Below are 23226 nucleotides of genomic sequence, written 5' to 3'. Positions count from 1 at the left end.
AATCGGTATTTACATGCAAGCATGTAAATACCTCATTCCGTTTTTATTATATCATATAAATTCAAATGTACAACCAATTCGAAAAATATATAGAGATTTTTTCTTGTTATTGTGGTATAATATTTAATGCATTTTATAAGGCATTTGCTTTCAGTCTTCCGGAAATAATAAAAGACTGGCAAATGGAAAGGAAACCAATATGAGAACTATTATTATACTTTTATTTATACTTATATTCTTTATATTTAGTATACCTTTATTTTTCATTGAATATGTCATTGGTAAAATTAATCCACATCTTAAGGTAAAAACCTCACAGGCAATTGTGGCGACTATATTAAAGGGTATCTTGGTTTTAGGCGGTGTTAAAAAAACTGTAATCGGTCTTGAAAATGTTCCAAAAGACGAAGCCGTTTTATATGTTTCTAATCACCGCAGTTTTTTTGATATTGTAGTAGCTTATGCCACAGTTCCTAACCTGACCGGTTTTGTTGCTAAAAAAGAAATAGGAAAAGTTCCGTTTCTCCGCACTTGGATGCGATATCTGAATTGTTTGTTTTTAGATAGAGATAATATTCGTGAAGGTTTAAAAACTATTTTAGAAGGTGTGGAATTAGTTAAAAAGGGATATTCCATATATATTTCACCGGAAGGAACCAGAAATCACGAAAAAGAAATGCTTCCTTTTAAAGAGGGCAGCTTAAAAATAGCTGAAAAATCCGGCTGTGCTATCATACCGGTGTCTTTAACCAATACCGATGAAGTTTTTGAAAATCATTTCCCTTGGGTAAGAAAAACTCATGTTATCATCGAATATGGAAAACCGGTTTATCCGAAGGAGTTAGATAAGGAACAACAAAAACGTTTAGGAGCATACGTGCAAAACATTATTAGAGAAACCTTAATAAAAAATGAATCACTTATTTAAAAATCAACCTCAAAAAACACAATTTTAAATAACAATTACAACTTTTCTAGTCTTGATTGTTTTTTTGAATAATGGTACAATATTACCACTGTAATACGGAGGGAAGGAGGTACATACATGAAAACCGGGACAATAATAATTTTAATAATTTTAGCTGTTATTATAGCAATTTTAGTTGGTTTATATATTTTCGGCTCAAGGCTGCAAAAGAAAAATGAAAAAGCGCAAGCTGATATGAAGGCAGGTGCCCAAACCGTCTCCATTTTAGTTATAGATAAGAAACGAATGAAATTAAAGGAAGCCGGTCTTCCAAAGCTTGTAATGGAACAGACGCCCAAATATTTGCGTGGTTCCAAAGCCCCTATTGTCAAAGCTAAAATTGGTCCAAAGATTATGACATTAATGTGCGATGACAAAGTCTTTGATTTAATTCCAGTAAAGAAAGAAGTAAAAGCCGTTATGAACGGTATTTATATTATGGATGTAAAAGGATTGCGTTCTAATCTGGATGCAAAACCAGTAAAACAAGGTTTCTTTAAACGATTAAAAAATAAGGTATCAAATAAATAAATTGAACTCCCAACAGATTTATGTTTTACATCTTTCTGCTGGGAGTTTTTTAATTAATCTTTTACCGTTATAATCTACGGGCTGCATTATGGATTTAAGTACTTATTTTCCATTTCCCCGGGAAGTAATTTTTACCTGAATCTCACAATCGGATACATGAGAATAGTTAATGTCCAGTTCATATTGAATATTTACAAGAATCTGATTCTCTTCCTCTGCCACTTTAATAGAAGTAGTATTGATTCCAATCTGCAAATCACCAAAAGGAGTACTGTAGTAAGTTAAATTTTTTCTATTCACTTCAAAAATCATATGAACATTGTTAGCACCCTTTTTCTGAATACTAACCTGCTTTTCGGATATTTTAAGAGTACAGTTAGTAATGCCTTCTATTTCTTCCAGTATTTCATCATATAGTATATAATGCTTTCCGTTGCGATTATAATATTCACCGGCAGAAATAATCTCTACGGCCTCCTCTTTATCTATTTCAAATTGAAGCCCCGATATGGATACCAAAACATCTTTCTTCATGAGCAGCTCCTATCTATACACTTACATCTTTTGTTTCTACTACTTCGCAGGGCAAAATAGTATTAGCAAATTCTTTAAATTTCTCCGCACCATCACTGACAAAGAATTGATGCTCTCCTGCAGGTGCATCACTTTCCAATCCTTTGCTTTCTAATACTTTCTTTAAACATCTTGCAGTTTCATAGGCAGGATTTACTAAAGTTACTTTATCACCCACTATGGACGCAATCATATGGCGAATCAGTGGATAATGGGTACACCCAAGAACTAAAGTGTCAATATCTGAATCCTTTAATTCTGTTATATATCTTTTTGCTATTTCCTCGGTAATAGGATCATTAATCCAGCCCTCTTCCACCAGTGGAACAAAAAGAGGACAGGCTTTACCATATACCTTTACATTCGGATTTGTTTTACTTAAAAGTTGATTGTATATACCGCTGTTAATAGTACCTTCCGTACCAATAATTCCGATGTTACCATTCTTAGTTGTTTCTGCCGCTACTTTCGCACCTGGTTTTACCACACCGATAACCGGTATGGGAACCTCATCTGCCACTACATCCAAAGCCAACGCACTGGCAGTGTTACATGCAATGACGATTGCCTTTACCTTTTTTGACATCAAGAACTTAATGATTTGTCTGGAATAGGTTATTATGGTTTCTTTTGACTTACTTCCATAAGGTACTCTGGCTGTATCACCAAAATAAATAATAGTTTCATTTGGAGCCTGCCTTAAAATTTCACGGGCTACAGTAAGTCCGCCAACTCCTGAATCGAAGACCCCAATAGGAGCATTACTGGCCATTTCTGTCTCCCCCTGTTTCCTCCGCTCTGGCTAACGCTAATTGTATTAATTTCTCCACTAACTGTGGTTTACCAATACCTTTTGCTTCCCATAGCATAGGATACATACTAATTGCAGTAAATCCCGGAAGAGTATTTATTTCGTTAAATACAACTTCCCCTGTTTCTTCTTCCACAAAGAAATCCACTCTGGATAAACCATATCCGTCAACTGCTTTAAAAATACGGACAGCATCCTCACGAATAACCTCTGTTGCATTACCGGGCAGATCCGGTCCTATAATGGTTTTTGACTCATTGTTATTATATTTTGCATCATAATCGTAGAAATCAGCTGCAGCAACGATTTCTCCAACACCGGAGGCTTTTGGTTCATTCCCTCCCAACACAGCACATTCCACTTCGCGCCCTACAATGCCTTCTTCTACTAATATCTTTCTATCATGTTCTAGTGCTAAATATAAGCCTTTTATCAGTTCCTCTTTATTTTTTGCCTTAGAAATTCCACGGGAAGAACCTGCATTGGAAGGTTTCACAAATACAGGGTATTTTAAAGTGTTCTCTATTCTTTCTATAACTTGTTCCATCTTTGTTAAATCTTTTTTGTACACCGGAACATATTTTGCCTGTCTTATTCCCAGGGTATCCACAATCGTCTTGGTATACAATTTATCCATGGAAACTGCAGAAGCTAATACACCGCATCCTACATAAGGAATCTTTGCTAATTCAAAAAGGCCTTGTACAGTTCCATCTTCACCATATAATCCGTGAAGAGCAGGGAATACCACATCCACCTTTTCTGAAGTAATTTTGTTTCCCTCTATTAATAATACGGATTTTTGAGTTGCATCCGGAGATATAATCGCATTTACTTTACTTTTTACCCATTCGCCGGACTTAATATCTTCTACGGAAGATACTTTTACCCATTTTCCTTCCTTCGTAATACCAATTACAATTACATTATATAAATCATGATTCATATTTGAAATAATAGTCGTGGCTGAGACACAAGAAACTTCATGTTCTGAAGATTGGCCCCCAAATAATACTGCAACCGTTTTCTTATTCATAAAATAACATCCTTTCTTCATGGATAAATCTTACATTTATCTATAATCAAATCATTCGATACCATTTTTGTTTCCCATTTATATAAAGCTTACTTCACAATATATAAACTATTATACGATTTTATTCTATATTCATTGTACTATTTATTCGCAAAACAATCAATATGTTTTGTCAAGTAGGATTTTGACAGGCAAAAAAAGCTTCCATTCTCCTGTTTATCAACCCGTTTTCTGGCAATACTCTAGTCAATAGAATATATGCCAATATAGAAGAGGAAATTGTCTTGCATGGTGTTCCCAATCCATGCAGTTCCTAATTTTAAATGTAAAAAAATCTTTATCTACTATTTAAGATGCCGCTAAACAGCATCATGTTTGGAAAGTTGAAAGAAAATAAAGATATGGAAAGGATGCCGCAAAGCAATTCTTTCAACTTAATATTGTGGCAGTATCACATCTGCAAACAAATGTGATAGGCAATAGGTATATATATGAAAAGCAAATATTACTCACCTACTACAGATCGAATATTCCAAAGAATAGTGCCATGTTGCTTAATACTAATCATAACGATATTTTATATTATTTATCATCTTCAAAATGAAGGTATGATATGGACAGAACATACTTCCTTTAATCGGGAAACCATCTCCACCGGCATACATAACGATGTCCGCCAAAGCACAGAAGCAGAAAGAGAATTACGAATTCAGCAGGGTATTGCAAAGGAAATACTTCGGTTCCATGTAATTGCCAACAGTGATTCCGAAGAAGACCAGGTATTAAAATTAAAAGTAAAGGATGCCGTTACAAAAGCCCTTCAGCCTAAATTAAATAAGGCCAATGATGTTAATGAAGCCAGAAATATATTAGATGGAGAATTAAATAATTTAGTAGAGCTCTCTGACAAAATCATTCAAGAAAACGGCTTTACTTACACCGCTTCTGCCTCTATTGAAAAAGGGTACTTTCCACTAAAAGTATACGGTGATTTAACCCTTCCTCCCGGAGAATATGAAGCAGTTCGAATAGAGCTAGGTTCTGCTTCCGGCAGAAACTGGTGGTGTATTATGTTTCCTCCTTTGTGTTTTGTGGATGCCACTTACAATGTCATTCCCGAAGATTCCAAAGAAGAATTAAAATATGTTTTAACAGAAGAAGAATATGATTCTATATTTTCTAAGAAAAATGACAAGGAAAAAGTTAAAGTAAAGGTAAGTTTTAAATTATTATCCTGGTTAGATAAATGGATGGATAATAAATAAAGGATAAACCTTATCTTAAAACCATAAATTGTAACTCTTGCAAAATAAGCGGGCAATGTATATAATTAACTTATAAATTTATTGAAATATATATTACACAAAATAAATCATATTTTAACAATGGAGGCTGTGGTAAAATCAACAGCCCCTTTTTTAAAGAAGAAAACAGGAGCTGCCTATGGATACTGTAAGATTAAAAGCTTATGCAAAAATAAACCTTGGTTTGGATGTTATCAGAAGAAGAGAAGATGGATACCATGAAGTCCGCATGATTATGCAAACCATTGGTCTTTACGACAAAATCTCCATAAACCCTACCAATAATCCATCCATTAAAGTGAAAACAAACCTTCATTATCTGCCTACGGATAGAAACAATTTAGTATATAAGGCTGCTGCATTGATGAAAGAAACCTATCATATCAAGGACGGTGTTTACATCCATTTGGAAAAACGAATTCCAGTAGCTGCGGGAATGGCTGGGGGCAGTTCCGATGCTGCTACCACTTTATATGGCATGAACCGATTATTTCATCTAAAATTAAGCAACGAAGAATTATTAAAACTGGCTATTCAACTGGGAGCAGATGTACCTTATTGCATAATGAGAGGTACCGCATTATCGGAAGGAATCGGAGAAATACTAACACCTCTTCCCCCCTTCCCCTCCTGCCACGTACTTATTGCGAAACCTAATATTAACGTATCTACAAAATTCGTATACGAGAATCTGCATTTAGACTCTGTTACCCACCATCCGGATATTGATGGTATTATGAAACACATAAAAGAACAGGATCTTTACGGTGCTTCAAAATATTTTGGCAATGTATTAGAAACAGTTACGGAAAAAGAATATCCTATTATTAAAGACATAAAAACCAAAATGCTGGATAATGGAGCAATTGTGTCCCTAATGAGTGGCAGCGGACCAACCGTATTCGGTTTATTTGATGATATCAAAACAGCAGAAAAAGCTTTTTACGATTTTAAAGTAAGCCCATTGGGCAAGCAAGTTTATTTAACGAACCTATTTCACCCGGATACTAATAAATTTGTATGATCTTTCCGATATAAGGAATACAAAGTATTATACAAAGGAGGTTACGTTAATGAACGTGAATGGTGTTTTCAGATCCACTACAGTTGAAAAAAAGTCAAGTACCCCAAAATCAAGAGAATTACCAACAGCTAAAGAAGAAGATCAAACTTCTGCTGCTATTTATGAAAAAGGGGACAGTAATACACAAAAAGCATCTTATACCCAGGACACTGCTTCTATTGATAGGTTAAAATCAGATCTGGAAAAAAGAGAAAAGCAATTAACTGATCTGGTTAAAAAAATGCTTCTTAAGCAAGGTCAAACCTTAGAAAGCACTGATATATACCAACTATTAAGAGAAGGAAAAGTCGATGTTGATCCTGAAACCGCAAAACAGGCACAAAATGACATCAGCGAAAATGGCTATTGGGGAGTTGAACAAACCTCCGATCGGTTAGTTTCTTTCGCCAAAGCACTAACTGGCGGAAACCCTGAAAAAGCCGATGAAATGATCGCAGCAGTCCAAAAAGGCTTTGAAGCTGCAAAGAAAGCCTGGGGCGGAGAACTTCCTGAAATCTGCAAAAAAACCATCGACTCTGCCATGGAAAAGCTTAATGCCTGGAAAAATTCTTCTAAGGAAGATTAAAAATTTAGGATGATACCCTTTCCCTAATGTAGGTAGTCCAACCGGCAAAGGTATGGGATGTATGGCTCTTGTTCCATAGCAAGAACCATGCATCCCATACTTTCGTTGGTGAAGATAATTTTATGAAAGCAAAGCTGTTTATCCATTGGCTTGCTTTTGAAAAATCGATGTTATATTAGAAACATTGTCATTCACATTGAACAGAAATAGTTATAAACTTATATCTTATAATTGTAAATTTTAGATACAAATAATAATCCAGGCACTCTATGTATATTCTACAATTAATCAACTTTATTTTTTGATGGTTTCTTATTAAGTTTCAGAACAAAGTTTTTCTCCTGTGCTATTGTTTGAAAAGATTTCACGGCAATAGCTGCTTTTTCTTTAAGAGTTAAATCTGTTGAAGCAGTTTCGATCTTTATTCTATCAACAATTTCTCTTAGATCTTGAATATCCAAAAGGTTCACAGTTATACAAAAAAAGCTTTTACGCCGCCCATCGTTGTAGTTTTTAAGTAAATATTTAAGTATATCACTCTTTTCTTCCAACTCTAGATGATACTTTTTCAAGCCGATTAACTGTGCTTTTTTCATATCTTTGAGTTGATTTCGATGTGTAATAAAGGAATCGAACTTGTCTATACCGTTGTACTTCTCACAAGGGTATTCCCTACATTGAAAACAGTATTCTATCTCTTGATATTGTAAGCTGCACCTTGCAATAGGGCATCCTTGGTTGCCTTGTCCGCCACCACAGCCGGGACAATAGTTATCCAATTTCATTACGCATAACGAACAATTAAGTCCACATAAAGAAAAAAGCAAATCATTTCTATTAAAACCTTTCACTAACACCCCTCCTTGCAGGTTACCTAAATACGCTTTGTACTAATTTTCATTTTATAAGAAAATTATACCATACTTTTAATATACCTAATAATACTTTGTGTGGAAGTATGGTCGCGTTTAGCTTAAGCAAACAGCTGGCATATTTATCAATATACTTCAATACACAGCTTTGCCCTTAATAACTTAAATGAACTTTGATAATAGGGGATATAGGTTTTTTGTGACTTAGGGAAATTCGCTATGGTTCCTATCATATTAGGACCAGCGTATTCACCTATGTAACAAAAAACCTATATCCCCTATCATCGAAGTTCTACACTAATTTTTAGCGGGCAAGACATACATTCCCTAGATCAGTTTGTCGACTTTTTTCATTATGAGAAGTTTGTCGCCCAGTTTAATTTGGTCGCTTTCTAATCCGTTTAATTCCCTAATTTTGTCGATGGTCGTATAATACTTCTTCGCAACGTCCCATAAAGTGTCATTGCCTTTTACAATATAACCCACAACACTTGGCATGGATTGGAACATTTCATAATCCAGACCGGAAACCTCGATGTCGGTGATGATAGGTTCCTGTAATACATCAAAAACGATGGTATTCAGGCCAATACCGGATTTTACTTCTATTTCTTCACTATCCAGCATCATAACGCTTAGCTGCTCTAAGCCTGATTTAACCTGATAAATGCTGGTTGGTTTTATATCTTTTACATCAATTACCTGTGTAAATGGGATCAAACCTTTTAACACATTGAGAGGCCTGTTATCATCGGCACATATGTAGAGAATCTGAACTTCCAACACACCGTTTACTTCTAATCCGTTTTCCACTAAATTAATTTCATCCATTTTCACTTCTCCGGAAGCATGACAGATTTGAAGTATTCCAGGCTGATTGTTCATTACTTTGATTCGGTCATTTACTCTGACTTTGCTGTTATTTTTGACTAATAAGTTTTCATAATGGGCTTCTTTTCTGACTGGAGTAAGTTCTTTGGACGGAGAGTAAACATCATGCAGCATTTCCAGTTCTTCTTCTTCGTATATTTTTATATCCATTTCAAGAACCACTTCTATGTCTATGATTCTTTCTTCTCCATCTGCATCGGGCATAATTTCCAGATTCTTATTGGCAATAGAGAAGCCGATATTATCAATCATATCTTCCGTACAGCCGTTGCAATCAATGGATGTACTAAAAGGAAGCTCTGTCTCTAAATATTCAACCGGATTGTCCTCGTCTTCGCTGGCATAGATAATAAATACTACTATCTCACCTTTAACCATGAATTTATTATCCTGAAGTCTTACTTCCGGATTTCTTAATTCAACTTCACTATATAAAATTTGTGATATATTTCCTTTATTGGACGGAAGGTGGATTTGATCTTTTATCCGGTAAGTGTCTTTTTTATCCACCGCTACATCTGTTACGGTTATATTTTTTGTTAAATACTGAACTTCGTCGTCGCCTTCAATGGATATGGCAGTTGCTTCGTCATATAATTCTTCAACTATAACTGTAAGCCGAAGTATGGATCTTACGCTGATTTTTCTGGAATTTATTAGTCCTGTTGAGAGATCTTCCAATTCCCAGGTAACCATTGCTTCATCCCCAACACAGGCATCATCCAATTGTATTACTTCATCAAAAGGTACTTCTCCTGAAATATTATGTATCGGCCTTCCATTTTCTTCGGATAAATATAACATATTAAAGCAAAGGGAGCCCTTCACCATTAATTTCCCATTTAACATTTTTACATCCGTAATCTTAATATCCCCTTGTTCTTTAATAATTTTATAAATATCAGGTTTTACATCCGGAACATTAAAGTCGTCATCCAAAGTTAGCTGAAGGCTGCTTCGACATTTTATTTTATTCATGTGAATATTCTTCTTAATCAGCTCCACAAAAAATCCCTCCTTGTCTTATACCATATCATATTCACAAGGAGTAATATTTATGTATAAGAATTCTATGGCAGGAGAATAAAAAAAATGCCTGAGGCTGTTGCACAATAAGAATTTATTGTTTGCAACAGCCCCAGGCGTTCTATACATTTATGAACAAAGCATCATCTGTACATCTTTTGTTAGTACATCGGTATAGCTAAATGTCATAGTTTTTACCGAATCGCTACTTCCATCATCAATTTTAATTAAAAATATACTTGGATATGTTTCAGAAATAATACCTTCTGTAATGTCAATTTTATGTCGGCCCTTGTTTGCTTTTATCTTAACTCTTCTTCCAATGTTGTTAACTACTTCTCTACGAACTCTGCTAACATCTGCTTGCTTTATCATATAATAGCCTCCTTGCTAGTGGTAACTCTGTATCACCAGGTTATATTCTATCTATTATAACCATTTGAACAAGTGTCGAAAATGCAACTATTGCCACTATACCATAAATTTAATGTTTTGTCAATGAATTTTCAGACAATTCAAGGCTTTGAGCCAACTTGCGTACATAAATTTAGATAAGATTTTATAATTTTCTTTCCCTTTTTAGTGAAATATCCAAACATTCTTTCCCTTTTGATCGAAAAACGGCATAAAAAATACACAAACATTTTCACATTTTCTTTTCAAAAATATACAAGATATACATATTTATATTCTGTCAACACTAAATTTTTAAATAATTATGAGAAATAATTGGAAAGATATAAGAATATTTTTATTGCCCTTCGGAAATACTAGACAGTTAAGCTGGTATTTCTGAAGGACATAATGAAAAAATAGAATATTTATAAGTAGAAATTAATTAAATACAACCGGTTTATCTAAAAATTCAGTTTTTACCACAACATATGGATAGGTTGTTGCGTTGGCTACAAATTCATCCTGAGACGGGCCAATCAAATTAGTATCTATATATATGGCATTGGAGGTTAAGAATAGTTCATCTACCGATATACTGTATCCGCCGGTGGACTGTTCACCATATCCCACCACTATGTATAAAAAGTCTGTGTTTTTATAATGCATTTTAAAGGGCTGTGCCTTCTTTTCATTAATGATTTCCATTAGGGGTTCAGGAATATCTGCATCCTCTACAACTGTAAACTCCAGGTCCCGAACCTTTTTTACATCTGTATTTTCCCCTTTACATGAAGTAAATATCAAACCTGCTCCTATCACTCCTAGTAGTAATATTATCATTTTAAACCTTTTCATCATTTCCTCCAAAGGAATTCCTCATTTCATTTTATGACGGATGGCATAAAATCATGCGGAGTTCCTTGGGGTATTCTTGAAAAATATATTATCCTCTTAACTGCCATCTGTTTTTCTTAAACTAATCTTAATGAGAGCTGTCTGTCTTCTTATATTAATCTTCAATGTGAGTTGTCTGCTTTTCTTACATTAACCTTCAATGAGAGCCATCTGTTTTTCTTACATTAATCTTCAATGTAAGACATCTGTTTTTCTTATACTAATCTTCAATGTAAGACACCTGTTTTTCTTACGCTAACCTTCAATGTGAGACATCTGTTTTTCTTACATTAACCTTCAATATGAGCTGTCTGTTTATGTTAAATTTCGAAGGAGATTAATAACTATCTACTGTGATTTTAACATTTCCGGGAAATTAAAATAGGTATCTTCACCATCATTAGTAGCTTCAATGGTATAGGTTTTGGTCTCATATCCATTTTTTATTAAAGTAATATAGTGATTACCAGTTATCTTTGGAAAGCTCACCGGCGCAATACCTTTAAGTTCTCCATCCAGGTAAACAGAAGCACCTTCCGGTTCTAATATATAGATGAGCTGGCCTGAAATCTGTTTTCCTCCTTGGGAACTTGATTTATCTGGAATCTCTTCATTATTATTTTCTTCTCCGTTAGCATTATCTGTCTGGTCTGAATTATAACTGCCCGAGTCATCCAAATCATCAAGTGGAACCTCCAATTCAATGGCTATGGTCTTACTCGCTTCATCTACTATAATAGTATTTTCATAAGTCTCGTACCCTTTAAGAATAACTTTCGCCATATATTTTCCGTACTCAAGCTTAATTGGTTCATCATAGGACTGAATTACATCATCTAGGTATAATTCTGCGCCCTCCGGCAGGATCTCAAAGGAAACCAGTCCGGATTTTACTGCAGGTTTTCTATATTCACTCATATTTAGCAGGACATTCTCATCTCTTTTTACGCGAGCGGTTTTAGTACCTGCTAAACTGCCGTTTTCCAAAGTAACCTCATATTCTCCTTCTCTGACAGTAACCACCATGTTCTCAGTAATCGGTAAAATAGAATCGTTACCAACAAATACAATTCCACCCACAAAATCTTCATACTCTTCAAAGGTTATGGTTCCATGACCTTTTGTGATTTGAATGGAGAAAATCTCTCTGTCTAAGCCTTTTATGGTTAACAGATCTTTTTCATGTAAATCTTCCGGTTTCAGGAAAGTATCATTACTGAGTATACTAATATTCCTGCCATATTTATATTTATTATCTCCAATGGTAAATATTTTATTAATGGTATCTATTCCCCAATTATTTGCATTCTTATATTCCCAGGCCTGGTTAGATATCTGAAGCTTAACCAGCTCGGAGTTATCCGAATTATAATAAACCTCCACCAGCTCCCCTAATTTTAGCTGTTCTAATACCATTGCTTGTTCATATTTATCATATATAATTGTTCCGCTGGTGTAATTGGTAACAATATCTTCTTTCTTTTTTACATCAAAAAAAGTGATGCTATTGTTTTCCCTGTTAATTTCTTTTAATACACCTATAATTTGTTTATCAAATTCCAGGCTGCCGGTTTGTTCTTCCACATTAGTATCTTTACTGGTTGAAAATAAAGTTTTAGCATTTCCCTTCCCTTGCCCTTTAGAAATCGCCATAATGGTTGCTACCACAATAATAAAGCATGCAATTCCTAAAATAATCGGAAATCCCTTATCTATGTTCCCTTTCGTTTTCTCATTAAAATAATTGTTATCCATATACCCCTGGTTTACCTCTCTTTATCTTATGTTTAGCCATTACCCTTGTATTATTTTACACTTTTTTATTATTATAGACTATCCTAATTATTAATTCAATCATAATAATGAATTTAAAGTTAAATTTCCCCAATCATATGTCTCCATCTATGCAGAACACAAAAGAAAAAACGCTGCTACATCCGCAGATGTAACAGCTATTTTCCAATAATTTATCCATGTATTATAATTTTTGATTAGCAAAATGTCCGCTCAAGACAACCTAAAAATTGATTTTTTCTATCCTTTTGTTCTACGATTCCAATTAATTTTTGAATATTTCTTTGAGGTACCCAGGACTTTTTGCTATTATAATAGAAATTCGTTATCTTCCAGAACTTTTCCGGATATAACAACAGAATATATAACAATCTATGTTCGTCCCTGCTTAAAGGAAGTATATTATTATAAGCTTCCAGTATCATACTTCCAAAATCCAGATCCCAATCATTTTTCTCCATTACTTTTCGCATAAACTGGTATAAGTCTGTAATTTGAATTCCAACATTGGCTTTATCAAAATTGGTGGTGGCCATATTGGTATTAACAGTTGGACTTCGAAGTCCGGCTGCTGACAGGCCTTCTTTTGGTTCCCTATATGGCATGCCATTGATATCATTGGCCTTATCCCAGATAAATGGATTGTTCTGTTCATAAGGCATTCGATTCACTTTAAGCATGATAACATTATGGTATGTATAACTTCCATGGCATATATGTCTATTGAACGTGGCTTCCTGTAACATCTCCTTATAGTTGGAACTTTCCAATAGTTCAGTTGCTTCCAGGGCCTGCTCATAAAAATCATCATAGCAATTCATATAACACATTTCGAACTCGTTTTTTTTTCTTTTCTCTCGAATATAACTTCTCACCCTCTTTAGTTCTCTGTTCCTTTTTTCCAGCAGCTCAATAAGGTTTCCGCTGGAATTGTATAAGACCTGCTCCTCACTTAAATGAACCCCACGTAACAAGGAATGAATTACCCCAAGGTTAGTTGCGGCATCTGCTACATCAGCTTCATCTCTTAAGTTGCATTCTTCACCCGGAAACCAGTTTTTTAATACGTAACGATTATTCATAGAATCCTCCGTGATAATCTCACCGGCGGCATTTCGTACATATAAATCAACATAGGGATAGTCTTGCTCTCTTAATTGCTCAAGCAAAATATTTTCAAATTCTACGCGGTTTTTAGAACTCTCAAAGCTCTTCAATAGCTTGAGTCCCTTATCCGTCTCTAGGATTAATGCCCCCCTGATTCTATACGTACTATAGATTTTTATATTATATTGCCTAAATACCTCTTGGTTTTTATCCTCCATAGGAAAGCCTCCTGACCCAAACTATTGCACCGCCCCAAAGGGGTGTCTCTCTCTAATCCTATGATAAAAGATTATATTTCATGACAGGAAATGCTTTGATTTTAATAAAAAATCAAAGTAAATCTAACTTATTATGAATTATCTAAAGGTTTACTGTCTGAATCAAAAGGTACAGGCATCTCTGCCAATGAAGGCGCCCATAGCCTTCTTATTGACATTGACGGAGACAAGTGTTCTACTTTCCATCTCGATCAAATGCTTAAATTTCTCTGCTGCACATATAAAATGCTTTTCATCTATTTCATTCTTAAAAAATCTTCACAAAAACTTTGATGTACAGTTTTGCGAAGATTTTCTATTTGTATTTCTAACGAAGATTCGTTATTAATTCTTTATATATTTTCTTGCAAGATCAATTAAAATCTCTCTCTCATTGTACTCCGGCTTTTCTAAAACACATTCCAACAGCTTATTTAAAAGATCTCCAATCTTCTTCCCTGGTTGAAGCCCCAGACCAATCAAATCCTGCCCATTAATTGCAAGCATTTTTAGATTAATGCATTCCTTTTTCACTTGAACTTCATAAAACAATGTCTCAGCTTTTGTTATATTGGTAAGCTTATCTTCCCATGTATCCGGGTTTTGAGCTAAAACATCCGCTCTCTTTACTTCAAAAAGCAATTCCATAATATCTTCCCCGATTTTATTTATTGCCTTTCTCATTGCTGCTGGGGTAAGTGAAAAGTCATAATCATGCCATTGAACCAGTCGGACAACTTTGTCCATGGTTTCATTATCAAATTTAAGTCTTTTTAAAATATCTTTTGCAGTTTTAGCTCCCTTTTCCTGATGCCCGTAGAAATGATCTTCGCCGTCTTTTCCCCGAAACTTACAGCTTGGCTTTTCTACGTCATGAAGAAGCAGGGTCCATTTTAGAACCAGTTTGTCTTTACTGTGAAATTCCTGAATCTGTTTTATGATTTTTAATTCCTTCCAGTGGTTCATCGTTGATATTTTATCTTTTGTATACCCAACTGCTTCAATTCCTTTCACCGTATGAACACCCACCGAGTAAATATGATGATGATTAAACTGCTCCGTAGCCATCATAATATCAAATTCCGGCAGAATTACTTTCGTTATGCCAGTGTCATAGGCAATAAATATTTTATCCGGATGATCGGATACTAGTAATTTGTTCAACTCCACCCGTATTCTTTCTGCGCTTATATTTTTCAGATGTTCTTTTTTTTCTTTAATAGCTTCTAAGGTTCCTTCTTCTATCTCAAAGCCCAATTGAGCAGAGAATCGGATAGCCCGCAAGATTCTTAGTGCGTCTTCATCAAATCGGTCTCTTGCGCTTCCTACACATCGAATAATTCCTTCTTTTATATCTTTTAATCCACCGAATATATCTACCATGCCGCCCTCTGTATTATAGGCCATAGCATTAATGGTAAAATCCCTTCTCTTTAAATCCTCCGTCAGGTTCGCCGTAAACTCTACTTCTTTTGGATGCCTGTTGTCTTCATATTCCCCATCAATTCGATAGGTCGTTACTTCGTATCCTTCCTTTTCCAGCATAACCGTAACCGTGCCATGCAGAATACCGGTGTCAATTGTTCTGTAAAATATCTTCTTTACTTCTTCTGGTTTTGCAGAGGTAGTAATATCCCAATCCTCGGGTTCTTTACCCAATATGGAATCCCGAACGCAGCCACCAACAGCATAAGCTTCGTAACCATGATTCATTAATTGATTTATAATATAATCCACCTTCTGTGGCAACTGTATCTTCATGAAAAACCTCCATTACTGCTTAGGAATCCTTCCTTTCATTATTTATATTATAGCCTAAGATGAAATCTATAACAATATTTTTTATATTTCCGTAAATGTTTATATTATTGTAAATATTTATAATACTGTATGTCAATTTATATTAGCTTTATATTGGTTAATTTATTTCTTCCAATAAAGTAACTGAAAATAACCAGATTCCATTATAAAAAGGGAGACCTTCATGAATACATTATGTGAAAGATAATAAGATACTCTTATTTCTATAACACATATTCATGCAGGTTTCCCTCTATATTATGCATTCTCAAATATGCAAAGCACGGGAAGCTTAAAATTAATAAGCCTTACCCCAGTAAACCATTGCTTTTGCTTTTTTACCGCAGCATACACAAGTATCTGCAATTTCTTCCTGTTCAAATGGCATGCAGCGGGAAGTTGCTCCAGTATCTTCTTTAATTTTATCTTCGCAGGCTCTGTCTCCACACCACATAGCTTTTACAAAACCAGGTTTGTTCTCAATGGCAGATTTAAATTCTTCATAATCAGCCGCAGAAGATGTATGGACATCACGATGTGCTCTTGCTCTCTCAAGCATATCTTTCTGCATAGTTTCAAGAACTTCACAAACTGTTGCCTCGATGGTATCTAAGGAAGCTACAATCTTCTCTCTTGTATCACGGCGAACAATTACTGCCTGATTCGCTTCTATATCCTTTGGACCAATTTCTATACGAAGAGGAATTCCTCTGATTTCCTGTTCACTGAACTTCCAACCCGGGCTCTTATCAGAATCGTCTACCTTCACTCTGAAGTTTCCCAGCTTTTCTTTCAGCTCAGCGGTCTTCTCCAGAACCCCTTCTTTATGCTGTGCAATTGGAACTATCATAACCTGAGTAGGTGCAATTCTTGGGGGCAATACCAAGCCGCTGTCATCACCATGAACCATGATAACAGCTCCAATGATACGGGTTGACATACCCCAGGAGGTTTGATGCACATATTGAAGTTTATTTTCCTTATCGGTATATTGAATATCAAAAGCTTGTGCAAATCCATCACCAAAGTTATGGCTGGTTCCTGATTGCAAAGCCTTGCCGTCATGCATTAAAGCTTCAATAGTATAGGTAGAATGAGCACCTGCAAATTTTTCTTTATCAGTCTTTTTACCCTTAATCATAGGAATTGCTAAGACTTGTTCGCAAAAATCCGCATACACATTCAACATTTGAATGGTTCTGTCTTCTGCATCTTCTGCGGTAGCATGTGCAGTATGTCCCTCTTGCCATAAGAATTCCATGGAACGAAGGAAAGGTCTTGTTGTTTTCTCCCAACGAACTACGGAACACCACTGATTATACAGCTTTGGCAGATCACGGTAAGATTGTATTATATTCGAATAAAAGTCACAAAATAAAGTTTCTGAAGTAGGTCTTACACATAAACGTTCCTGTAAAGGTTCTAAACCTCCATGTGTTACCCATGCTACTTCCGGTGCAAAACCTTCCACATGATCTTTTTCTTTTTGCAATAAACTTTCCGGTATAAACATTGGCATATATACATTCTCTACACCGGTTTCTTTAAATCTTCTGTCCAATTCTTTCTGAATATTCTCCCAGATTGCATAACCATTAGGACGGATAATCATACATCCTCTTACACTGGAATATTCAACCAATTCTGCCTTTTTAACCACATCGGTATACCACTGGGCAAAATCTTCTTCCATAGAAGTAATTGCTTCTACTAATTTTTTTTCCTTAGCCATAACGCTCTCTCCTTTCTTAGTTCCAGTCCTGCCATAAAAATATTCATTAGTTTCATACTTTTTCTGACATTTCTGGTTTTGCATAATGCATGTATGAAAGGCAACAAAAAAAGCCTTTCATCCACAAGGGACCGAAAGACCTCGGCGGTACCACCCTAATTAACTGCAGGTGTTTCACTGACAGTTCTCTTTTCAATCCGTTAACGCCGGTTTTACGCTGTATTTTCATACAGTGCTCCAAGGTAGGTTCCATAGTGCTGTCAAAAGAATTTCCCACCAACGATTCTCTCTCTGGATTGACAACTACTATATACTATTCCTTTTCATCGCTCTCAGCTGAATGCCGAATTCTTTTGAAAAAATAATTAAGAGTAATTAGTTATAATCACCTTATAATTTATTTATTCCGCCAGAATTCATATTCAGGATTATAATGAAGATTTTATGCTACTCAAACTTTTTTGTCAAGCAAAATTTGTTAGTGGCTATCTGGTGTTAAATAAAAAAGTACATTTCTCATTTAAAATAATAAAGATACTCTATAAATTTATGTTTTAATTATACTCCCACTCATATACGACATATTAGTTTGTTTCCCCCCGGTAAGCTAGCCTTATCTCAGTTTCTTTTACTATTGTAATTATTATTACAAGTCCCAAAGGCCCCAAGATAAATCCAAATAAACCGAATAATTTAAATCCAACGTACATGGACATTAAGGTAAATACCGGTTTTATCCCAATTCGGTTCCCTAATAGTTTGGGTTCCAAAAATTGACGTATAAACATAATAATAAAATAAATTGTCATTAAAATAGCCGCTGAAAATACATCCTGGTTGAATAAAGAAATGATACTCCAAGGTATTAATATTGCACCGCTTCCCAGCATCGGAAAGGCGTCAAATAATCCAATTCCCAGTCCGATTATCATAGCATATTTATTCTTTATAATCAAAAGACCTACCGTACATATAACAGATACAATAGCCATTAAAATAACCTGAGTCCTTAAATAGGCCACTCCTGTTTCTGATAATTTACCGGTGATAAGATGTATGTCCTGATAAAGTACACTGCTTCTGAAACTTTTTTTATAAGCAGCATCATCTTTTATTAATAATAATGAAGAAACCAGGGTAATTAAAATTATACCTATCATCCCTATCATACCTATTACAATATTTAAACTTTTTGTTGTTATAGAAGGCATTATATCATTTCTAACTATAATAATCATAGTTTCAAAGTGATCATCAAACATTCCTCTTATGGTTCCTAATTTTGTTCCAAAAAAATTATCACATGAATTGCATAAGGAATCAATTTTTCCAGATAATATAGATAAATAGATAGGCATGTTTTGCAATAATATCATTAATTGTTTTATAAATATATTACCCAGATAGCAAAAAATCCATATTACCAGACTTCCAAGCACTCCCAAAGATAGGATTGCACTTATTACCCTGGGAAATTTTAATTTTTTATTTAAAAAATTTACCGAGGGCATTAAAATCCATGCAATAAAATATGCGATTACAAAAGGAGCAAAGAGAGGTAATATATACTGAAACCCAAAGTACACACCAATAATTGTAAGAACCATAGCAACAATTAGTTTGGTTTTATTTTTTAAGTGTATCATAGAAACCTCCCTTCTTATACAAAGATGCGCTAAAGAAATTATCTACATTTATAACAAAGATTTATATTGTACTGCAAAAAGAAAATACAGAGAGATATAAATATCTCTCTGTACATATTGTTTGTAGAATATAAAATTGTATGTTAGGTGATTGTTTCATAGATTTCATAAGAATGGTGAGACAGCTTCTCCCATTCATATTTTACAAAAAATCAAATTAAATCCATTTATTTTAAAATAACAGGCACAAAAGGCTCCTCTGCAATAACGGCAGCGATAACATCTTCTTTACCTTCTATAATATTTAATTCATTTTTTATTTTTTTAACAAGTATTTCTTTCTTTCTTTTTTCCGGATTTTCTTTTCTTAATTTCACTAAATCGGCGGCTTGTTCTTTCTCTTCTTTGGTAATCTCTCCAGGATATAAGCTTAGAGGGCTTAATAAAATTGTATTGACTCCCTGATTTCCCAGTTCAAAAACACCTTTTTCCTTCATAATAGCTTCAAATTTCTTAGTTTCTTCCAATATAACAGAAACTATATTCTCCGGTGTGGTACAAGTACTGTCAATAACTAAATTATAATTGGAAAAATTAAAATAATCTAAACCATAAAGCTCCTTATATCGTTTATCTTCCGTTTCTGCTCTGGCTGCCAACAATTTTTTTGCTTCTTCCAATGAGGTATATTTCTCTACCTCGCCTCTGCTATCATTCATAACTCTTTCTGCTGCAACATCCAGACTTACCGATAAAAACACTTTAAAAGATTGTTCTACAAAATGCCATGCTAAACGAGAGTCAAATATAATATTCTTATGTCTGTTTTCTCTTGATATTCTAGCCGTTGCATCATCTATCATATTATCATATTTAGGATCGCTGCACATTAATTGGTTCATTTCAAGAGTTGTCAGGTTGAATTCCCTTGCAAGTTCCCTTTGTACGGTCCCCGTTGAATATATTTCAAACCCATGCTGATCTCTTAAAATTTTACAAATCGTTGATTTACCGCTTCCTAAATTACCTGTAATCGTTATATGCATATTAACACCTGTTCCTATCTCTCTATTTCATTTATTAATAGTTTTATGAAAAAAGAAATCCGCGTATTTTACGAAAAATAAGTGGCTTTCTTTTAAAATTAAATTTTCACAAACCATCCTTTAATGCTATATATTATATCATGAATGTAAAGCATGTCCATGATATAGGGCACTCCACTCAGAATTTGAAAGCAAGCTTGCAAATTATTCATTCCGCTTTTATTATATCCTGAACATAATACATGTTCAGGATCTTGGCGCTCCATTCAAAATTTGAAAGCAAGCTTGCAAATTACTCATTCCGCTTTTATTATATCATTGCCTGTTCTTTACGTAAAGTATCTACTTTCCGTTTTTAGAATATACTGTCTTGACACTAATACCCTTTAGCATACCTAACTTCCCGGATAAGGAACTTATTACATTGTTCTCTGCATCTATTACAATACTGATAATACTTACATTCTTTTCTCTATATGGTATACCCATTCTTCCGACTATGTACTTGCCATACTCGTGAAGAATTTTATTTAGTTCTTCCACTACTTCCATATTGTCTACAATAATTCCAATTAAAGCTATTCTGGTTTCCATTTCCGCACCTCTTTATACTTAACAATTCCCATTTTCTTAATTCCTTAAATAATCAGCATAGGTATAATAAATTACACTTTAAACCGATAGCCAACTCCCCAAATAGTTTCAATATATTGAGGCTTTGAAGTATTAAATTCAATTTTTTCACGAATTTTTTTAATATGCACAGTAACTGTTGCAATATCACCAAGGGATTCCATATCCCAAATCTCCTGAAACAATTCTTCTTTCGTGTATACATGATTAGGGTTCTCAGCCAAGAAAGTAAGGAGATCGAATTCTTTTGTTGTAAAGTTTTTTTCAACTCCATTAACATAAACTCTTCGTGCAGTTTTGTCAATTTTAATTCCCCGGATCTCTATCACTTCATTTTCTTTTACACCGGAACCAATTAATCGTTCATAACGGGCAAGATGAGCTTTTACTCTTGCCACCAATTCACTTGGGCTAAAAGGTTTGGTCATATAATCATCTGCACCTAAACCAAGACCACGGATTTTATCAATATCATCTTTTTTGGCGGAAACCATAATGATTGGAATATTTTTTAATGTTCTGATTTTTTTACAGATTTCAAAACCGTCAACGTTAGGAAGCATTAAATCCAGAATAATCAATTCAAATTCTTCATTTAGAGCCCTTTCTTCTCCTTTATCACCGGTACTCTCTATCTCTACTTCAAATCCGCTTAATTCCAGATAGTCCTTTTCCAATTCTGCTATGGACATTTCATCTTCAATAATTAATATTTTACTCATCTTTATCATTCTCCTCCTCGTACTTTTTTAAGGTGAAATATATAGTTGTTCCTTTACCTTCTTCACTTTCCACGCTTACATTACCCATATGATCCTGAATAATTGTCTTTACTATGGCAAGACCTAAGCCAGTGCCACCTTTAGAGGAATTCCTGGATGCATCACCCCGGTAAAACCGGTTAAATACATGGGGCAGGTCTTTTTCCGGTATTCCTTGTCCATTATCTTCTACGGCAACTTCAACGAATTCTCCTATATCCTTAATTCGAATCTGTATAAGTCCTTTTCTATTTATAATGTATTTTACAGAGTTACCTATAATATTACTGATAACACGCTTTAATTGTTCTGCATCCGCATGTATCATTAAATCTTTATCTGTTTCATTATTATAAGTAATTTCTATATTTTTTACTTCTAAATCTAAACTTATTTCTTCAATACAGTCAGTAAAGTAATCATGAAGATTGATAAAAGTAAAATTATATGGCATGGTATTGCAGTCAATTTTAGAATAAAAAGATAACTCATCAACTAAAATAGACATGTCATTGGCTTTGGTGTAAATGGTTCTTAAATACTTTTCCCTTTTTTCCTCTGTATCCGCTACTCCGTCCATAATACCTTCCGCATATCCTTTAATAGCTGTAATAGGTGTCTTTAAATCATGAGATATATTACTGATTAATTCTTTGGTATCTTCTTCATATTTTAAACGAACATCTATCAATTCTTTTAACCGGATTCTCATTTCTTCAAAATCCTCACACAGCCTTCCGATTTCATCCTCCGGATCTCCTTCAATGGAATAGTCCAGATTTCCTTCTTTCATTGCATTGGTGGCGGCATGAAGAATGTTTATAGGCCGTAGAATGCTTCGGTATATCCATATGATAAGTACCGCAGAAGTAATTATCATAATCAAAATCGCGGAACATATAATCTGATAAATAAAAGATTTTATAAGTGGAATTAATGTGGTTACATCCGTTATAACAAATATACTTCCTTCAGTTCCATCCGTAAAATAGAAATCCTGCTGTTTTAACAAAAAGGGATATTCACCGTCTACGTAAAATCCCCCATCAATATCTATGCTGTTATCGCTGAATTCCGGAAGAAGATTGTCTATCTTTTCAAACTTGTCCGAATTCCCATTATATATAATATCATTGCCTTTTCGAACTACAATAAAAGAATATTTGGCCGTTAATTGTTGGTTCAGATATTCAATATATTCATTGTCTTCAAATTTTCCAGGCTCATTCATTCCGGTTAATATAATCTCATTATAAACACCTCTTGTAATACGGTTTAAGATTCTTAAAGGATTGGTGACCACCTGAATTGTATCAGACTTTATATCATAATTTTCTTCGATGGAATTGGTCTGGTACCGGAAAATGGTACCGCCGGTTATCAGCAGTAAAATCATCGGCAGTGCTGCAATGATTAAAAATGCCGTTAATAATCTTCCTCTTAATTTCATATGAACCTCTTTCTGCTTACTATAACTTTTGTCCTGCCATAATAATTTTA

21 protein-coding genes and 1 other annotated feature are annotated in these 23226 nt (G+C 34.4%); of the genes, 5 read left to right on the top strand and 16 right to left on the bottom strand.

Features of this window, described 5'->3' with window-relative positions:
* The first annotated feature begins 199 nt into the window (after window positions 1-199).
* Complete coding sequence (locus tag RT261_RS05075) at window positions 200-928, top strand: lysophospholipid acyltransferase family protein (RefSeq protein WP_313130185.1); 729 nt, start codon at window positions 200-202, stop codon at window positions 926-928.
* Between the two features lie 117 nt (window positions 929-1045).
* Complete coding sequence (locus RT261_RS05070; protein WP_313130183.1) at window positions 1046-1498, top strand: hypothetical protein; 453 nt, start codon at window positions 1046-1048, stop codon at window positions 1496-1498.
* Window positions 1499-1600: 102 nt separating this feature from the next.
* Here RT261_RS05070 and RT261_RS05065 read toward each other — a convergent pair whose 3' ends face one another.
* From RT261_RS05065 to RT261_RS05055, 3 genes are read right to left on the bottom strand one after another with little or no spacing between them, the layout of a single operon-like run.
* Window positions 1601-2032, bottom strand: coding sequence for a DUF1934 domain-containing protein (locus RT261_RS05065; protein ID WP_313130181.1), 432 nt, complete (start codon window positions 2030-2032; stop codon window positions 1601-1603).
* A 13-nt stretch (window positions 2033-2045) separates the two neighbouring features.
* Entirely contained in the window at window positions 2046-2843 is a 798-nt protein-coding gene (murI, locus tag RT261_RS05060) for a glutamate racemase (RefSeq protein WP_313130178.1), read from the bottom strand.
* Entirely contained in the window at window positions 2833-3918 is a 1086-nt protein-coding gene (locus RT261_RS05055) for a D-alanine--D-alanine ligase family protein (RefSeq protein ID WP_313130176.1), read from the bottom strand. The genes murI and RT261_RS05055 overlap by 11 nt, the downstream gene beginning before the upstream one ends.
* A 491-nt stretch (window positions 3919-4409) precedes the next feature.
* On the opposite strand from RT261_RS05055, the gene spoIIR reads away from it, so the two are divergent.
* The 3 genes from spoIIR to RT261_RS05040 all read left to right on the top strand — a co-directional run bounded on the left by spoIIR (window position 4410) and on the right by RT261_RS05040 (window position 6871).
* Window positions 4410-5183: a stage II sporulation protein R gene (spoIIR, locus tag RT261_RS05050; protein WP_313130174.1), complete on the top strand. Its 774-nt coding sequence runs from the start codon at window positions 4410-4412 to the stop codon at window positions 5181-5183.
* A 178-nt stretch (window positions 5184-5361) separates the two neighbouring features.
* Window positions 5362-6246, top strand: coding sequence for a 4-(cytidine 5'-diphospho)-2-C-methyl-D-erythritol kinase (ispE, locus tag RT261_RS05045; protein WP_313130171.1), 885 nt, complete (start codon window positions 5362-5364; stop codon window positions 6244-6246).
* Window positions 6247-6295: 49 nt separating this feature from the next.
* Window positions 6296-6871 carry a hypothetical protein gene (locus tag RT261_RS05040; RefSeq protein ID WP_313130170.1) on the top strand — a complete coding sequence of 192 codons (576 nt, stop codon included), beginning with the start codon at window positions 6296-6298 and terminating at the stop codon, window positions 6869-6871.
* Between the two features lie 284 nt (window positions 6872-7155).
* On the opposite strand, the gene RT261_RS05035 is transcribed toward RT261_RS05040, so the two are convergent.
* From RT261_RS05035 to RT261_RS04975, 13 genes are all read right to left on the bottom strand, one after another.
* The gene (locus RT261_RS05035) at window positions 7156-7722 is read right to left on the bottom strand and encodes a DUF3795 domain-containing protein (RefSeq protein ID WP_313130168.1); all 567 of its coding nucleotides are present in this window, start codon (window positions 7720-7722) and stop codon (window positions 7156-7158) included.
* 348 nt (window positions 7723-8070) lie between these two features.
* Window positions 8071-9639: a DUF3794 and LysM peptidoglycan-binding domain-containing protein gene (locus tag RT261_RS05030; protein ID WP_313130165.1), complete on the bottom strand. Its 1569-nt coding sequence runs from the start codon at window positions 9637-9639 to the stop codon at window positions 8071-8073.
* Window positions 9640-9789: 150 nt separating this feature from the next.
* Window positions 9790-10035, bottom strand: coding sequence for a Veg family protein (locus tag RT261_RS05025; RefSeq protein WP_313130163.1), 246 nt, complete (start codon window positions 10033-10035; stop codon window positions 9790-9792).
* Between the two features lie 459 nt (window positions 10036-10494).
* On the bottom strand, window positions 10495-10911 hold the full coding sequence (locus RT261_RS05020; RefSeq protein WP_313130160.1) for a protease complex subunit PrcB family protein: 417 nt from the start codon (window positions 10909-10911) through the stop codon (window positions 10495-10497).
* 387 nt (window positions 10912-11298) lie between these two features.
* Window positions 11299-12705 (bottom strand): PEGA domain-containing protein, encoded by a 1407-nt coding sequence (locus tag RT261_RS05015; RefSeq protein WP_313130157.1) that lies wholly within the window; start codon window positions 12703-12705, stop codon window positions 11299-11301.
* 236 nt (window positions 12706-12941) lie between these two features.
* Window positions 12942-14069 carry a hypothetical protein gene (locus tag RT261_RS05010; protein ID WP_313130155.1) on the bottom strand — a complete coding sequence of 376 codons (1128 nt, stop codon included), beginning with the start codon at window positions 14067-14069 and terminating at the stop codon, window positions 12942-12944.
* A gap of 384 nt (window positions 14070-14453) precedes the next feature.
* On the bottom strand, window positions 14454-15869 hold the full coding sequence (locus tag RT261_RS05005) for a CCA tRNA nucleotidyltransferase (protein WP_313130153.1): 1416 nt from the start codon (window positions 15867-15869) through the stop codon (window positions 14454-14456).
* Between the two features lie 337 nt (window positions 15870-16206).
* Window positions 16207-17640 (bottom strand): proline--tRNA ligase, encoded by a 1434-nt coding sequence (gene proS, locus RT261_RS05000; protein WP_313130151.1) that lies wholly within the window; start codon window positions 17638-17640, stop codon window positions 16207-16209.
* A gap of 123 nt (window positions 17641-17763) precedes the next feature.
* Window positions 17764-17976, bottom strand: a binding site (T-box leader).
* Window positions 17977-18224: 248 nt separating this feature from the next.
* Window positions 18225-19286 carry a sporulation integral membrane protein YtvI gene (gene ytvI / locus RT261_RS04995; protein ID WP_313130149.1) on the bottom strand — a complete coding sequence of 354 codons (1062 nt, stop codon included), beginning with the start codon at window positions 19284-19286 and terminating at the stop codon, window positions 18225-18227.
* 227 nt (window positions 19287-19513) lie between these two features.
* A complete protein-coding gene (locus RT261_RS04990; protein WP_313130146.1) occupies window positions 19514-20332 on the bottom strand; it encodes a cytidylate kinase family protein in 819 nt (272 codons plus the stop codon).
* Window positions 20333-20674: 342 nt separating this feature from the next.
* Window positions 20675-20926 (bottom strand): TM1266 family iron-only hydrogenase system putative regulator, encoded by a 252-nt coding sequence (locus RT261_RS04985; RefSeq protein WP_313130144.1) that lies wholly within the window; start codon window positions 20924-20926, stop codon window positions 20675-20677.
* A 71-nt stretch (window positions 20927-20997) separates the two neighbouring features.
* Window positions 20998-21687 carry a response regulator transcription factor gene (locus RT261_RS04980; RefSeq protein WP_313130142.1) on the bottom strand — a complete coding sequence of 230 codons (690 nt, stop codon included), beginning with the start codon at window positions 21685-21687 and terminating at the stop codon, window positions 20998-21000.
* A complete protein-coding gene (locus RT261_RS04975) occupies window positions 21680-23176 on the bottom strand; it encodes a sensor histidine kinase (protein WP_313130138.1) in 1497 nt (498 codons plus the stop codon). The genes RT261_RS04980 and RT261_RS04975 overlap by 8 nt, the downstream gene beginning before the upstream one ends.
* Between the last annotated feature and the right edge of the window lie 50 nt (window positions 23177-23226).

Origin of the sequence: Anaerocolumna sp. (assembly GCF_032079385.1) — a bacterium.
In the GTDB taxonomy this organism is placed as follows: Bacteria; Bacillota; Clostridia; order Lachnospirales; family Lachnospiraceae; genus Anaerocolumna.
This window is presented reverse-complemented; position numbering and strand designations above follow the sequence as displayed.

Coding starts and splice junctions, on each gene's coding strand:
- ispE (WP_313130171.1), top strand. CDS start 5,362: ATGGATACTGTAAGATTAAAAGCTTATGCAAAAATAAACCTTGGTTTG.
- RT261_RS05020 (WP_313130160.1), bottom strand. CDS start 10,911: ATGAAAAGGTTTAAAATGATAATATTACTACTAGGAGTGATAGGAGCA.
- RT261_RS04975 (WP_313130138.1), bottom strand. CDS start 23,176: ATGAAATTAAGAGGAAGATTATTAACGGCATTTTTAATCATTGCAGCA.
- spoIIR (WP_313130174.1), top strand. CDS start 4,410: ATGAAAAGCAAATATTACTCACCTACTACAGATCGAATATTCCAAAGA.
- proS (WP_313130151.1), bottom strand. CDS start 17,640: ATGGCTAAGGAAAAAAAATTAGTAGAAGCAATTACTTCTATGGAAGAA.
- ytvI (WP_313130149.1), bottom strand. CDS start 19,286: ATGATACACTTAAAAAATAAAACCAAACTAATTGTTGCTATGGTTCTT.
- RT261_RS05075 (WP_313130185.1), top strand. CDS start 200: ATGAGAACTATTATTATACTTTTATTTATACTTATATTCTTTATATTT.
- RT261_RS05040 (WP_313130170.1), top strand. CDS start 6,296: ATGAACGTGAATGGTGTTTTCAGATCCACTACAGTTGAAAAAAAGTCA.
- RT261_RS05015 (WP_313130157.1), bottom strand. CDS start 12,705: ATGGATAACAATTATTTTAATGAGAAAACGAAAGGGAACATAGATAAG.
- RT261_RS05010 (WP_313130155.1), bottom strand. CDS start 14,069: ATGGAGGATAAAAACCAAGAGGTATTTAGGCAATATAATATAAAAATC.
- RT261_RS04985 (WP_313130144.1), bottom strand. CDS start 20,926: ATGGAAACCAGAATAGCTTTAATTGGAATTATTGTAGACAATATGGAA.
- RT261_RS04980 (WP_313130142.1), bottom strand. CDS start 21,687: ATGAGTAAAATATTAATTATTGAAGATGAAATGTCCATAGCAGAATTG.
- RT261_RS04990 (WP_313130146.1), bottom strand. CDS start 20,332: ATGCATATAACGATTACAGGTAATTTAGGAAGCGGTAAATCAACGATT.
- murI (WP_313130178.1), bottom strand. CDS start 2,843: ATGGCCAGTAATGCTCCTATTGGGGTCTTCGATTCAGGAGTTGGCGGA.
- RT261_RS05025 (WP_313130163.1), bottom strand. CDS start 10,035: ATGATAAAGCAAGCAGATGTTAGCAGAGTTCGTAGAGAAGTAGTTAAC.
- RT261_RS05055 (WP_313130176.1), bottom strand. CDS start 3,918: ATGAATAAGAAAACGGTTGCAGTATTATTTGGGGGCCAATCTTCAGAA.
- RT261_RS05070 (WP_313130183.1), top strand. CDS start 1,046: ATGAAAACCGGGACAATAATAATTTTAATAATTTTAGCTGTTATTATA.
- RT261_RS05065 (WP_313130181.1), bottom strand. CDS start 2,032: ATGAAGAAAGATGTTTTGGTATCCATATCGGGGCTTCAATTTGAAATA.
- RT261_RS05005 (WP_313130153.1), bottom strand. CDS start 15,869: ATGAAGATACAGTTGCCACAGAAGGTGGATTATATTATAAATCAATTA.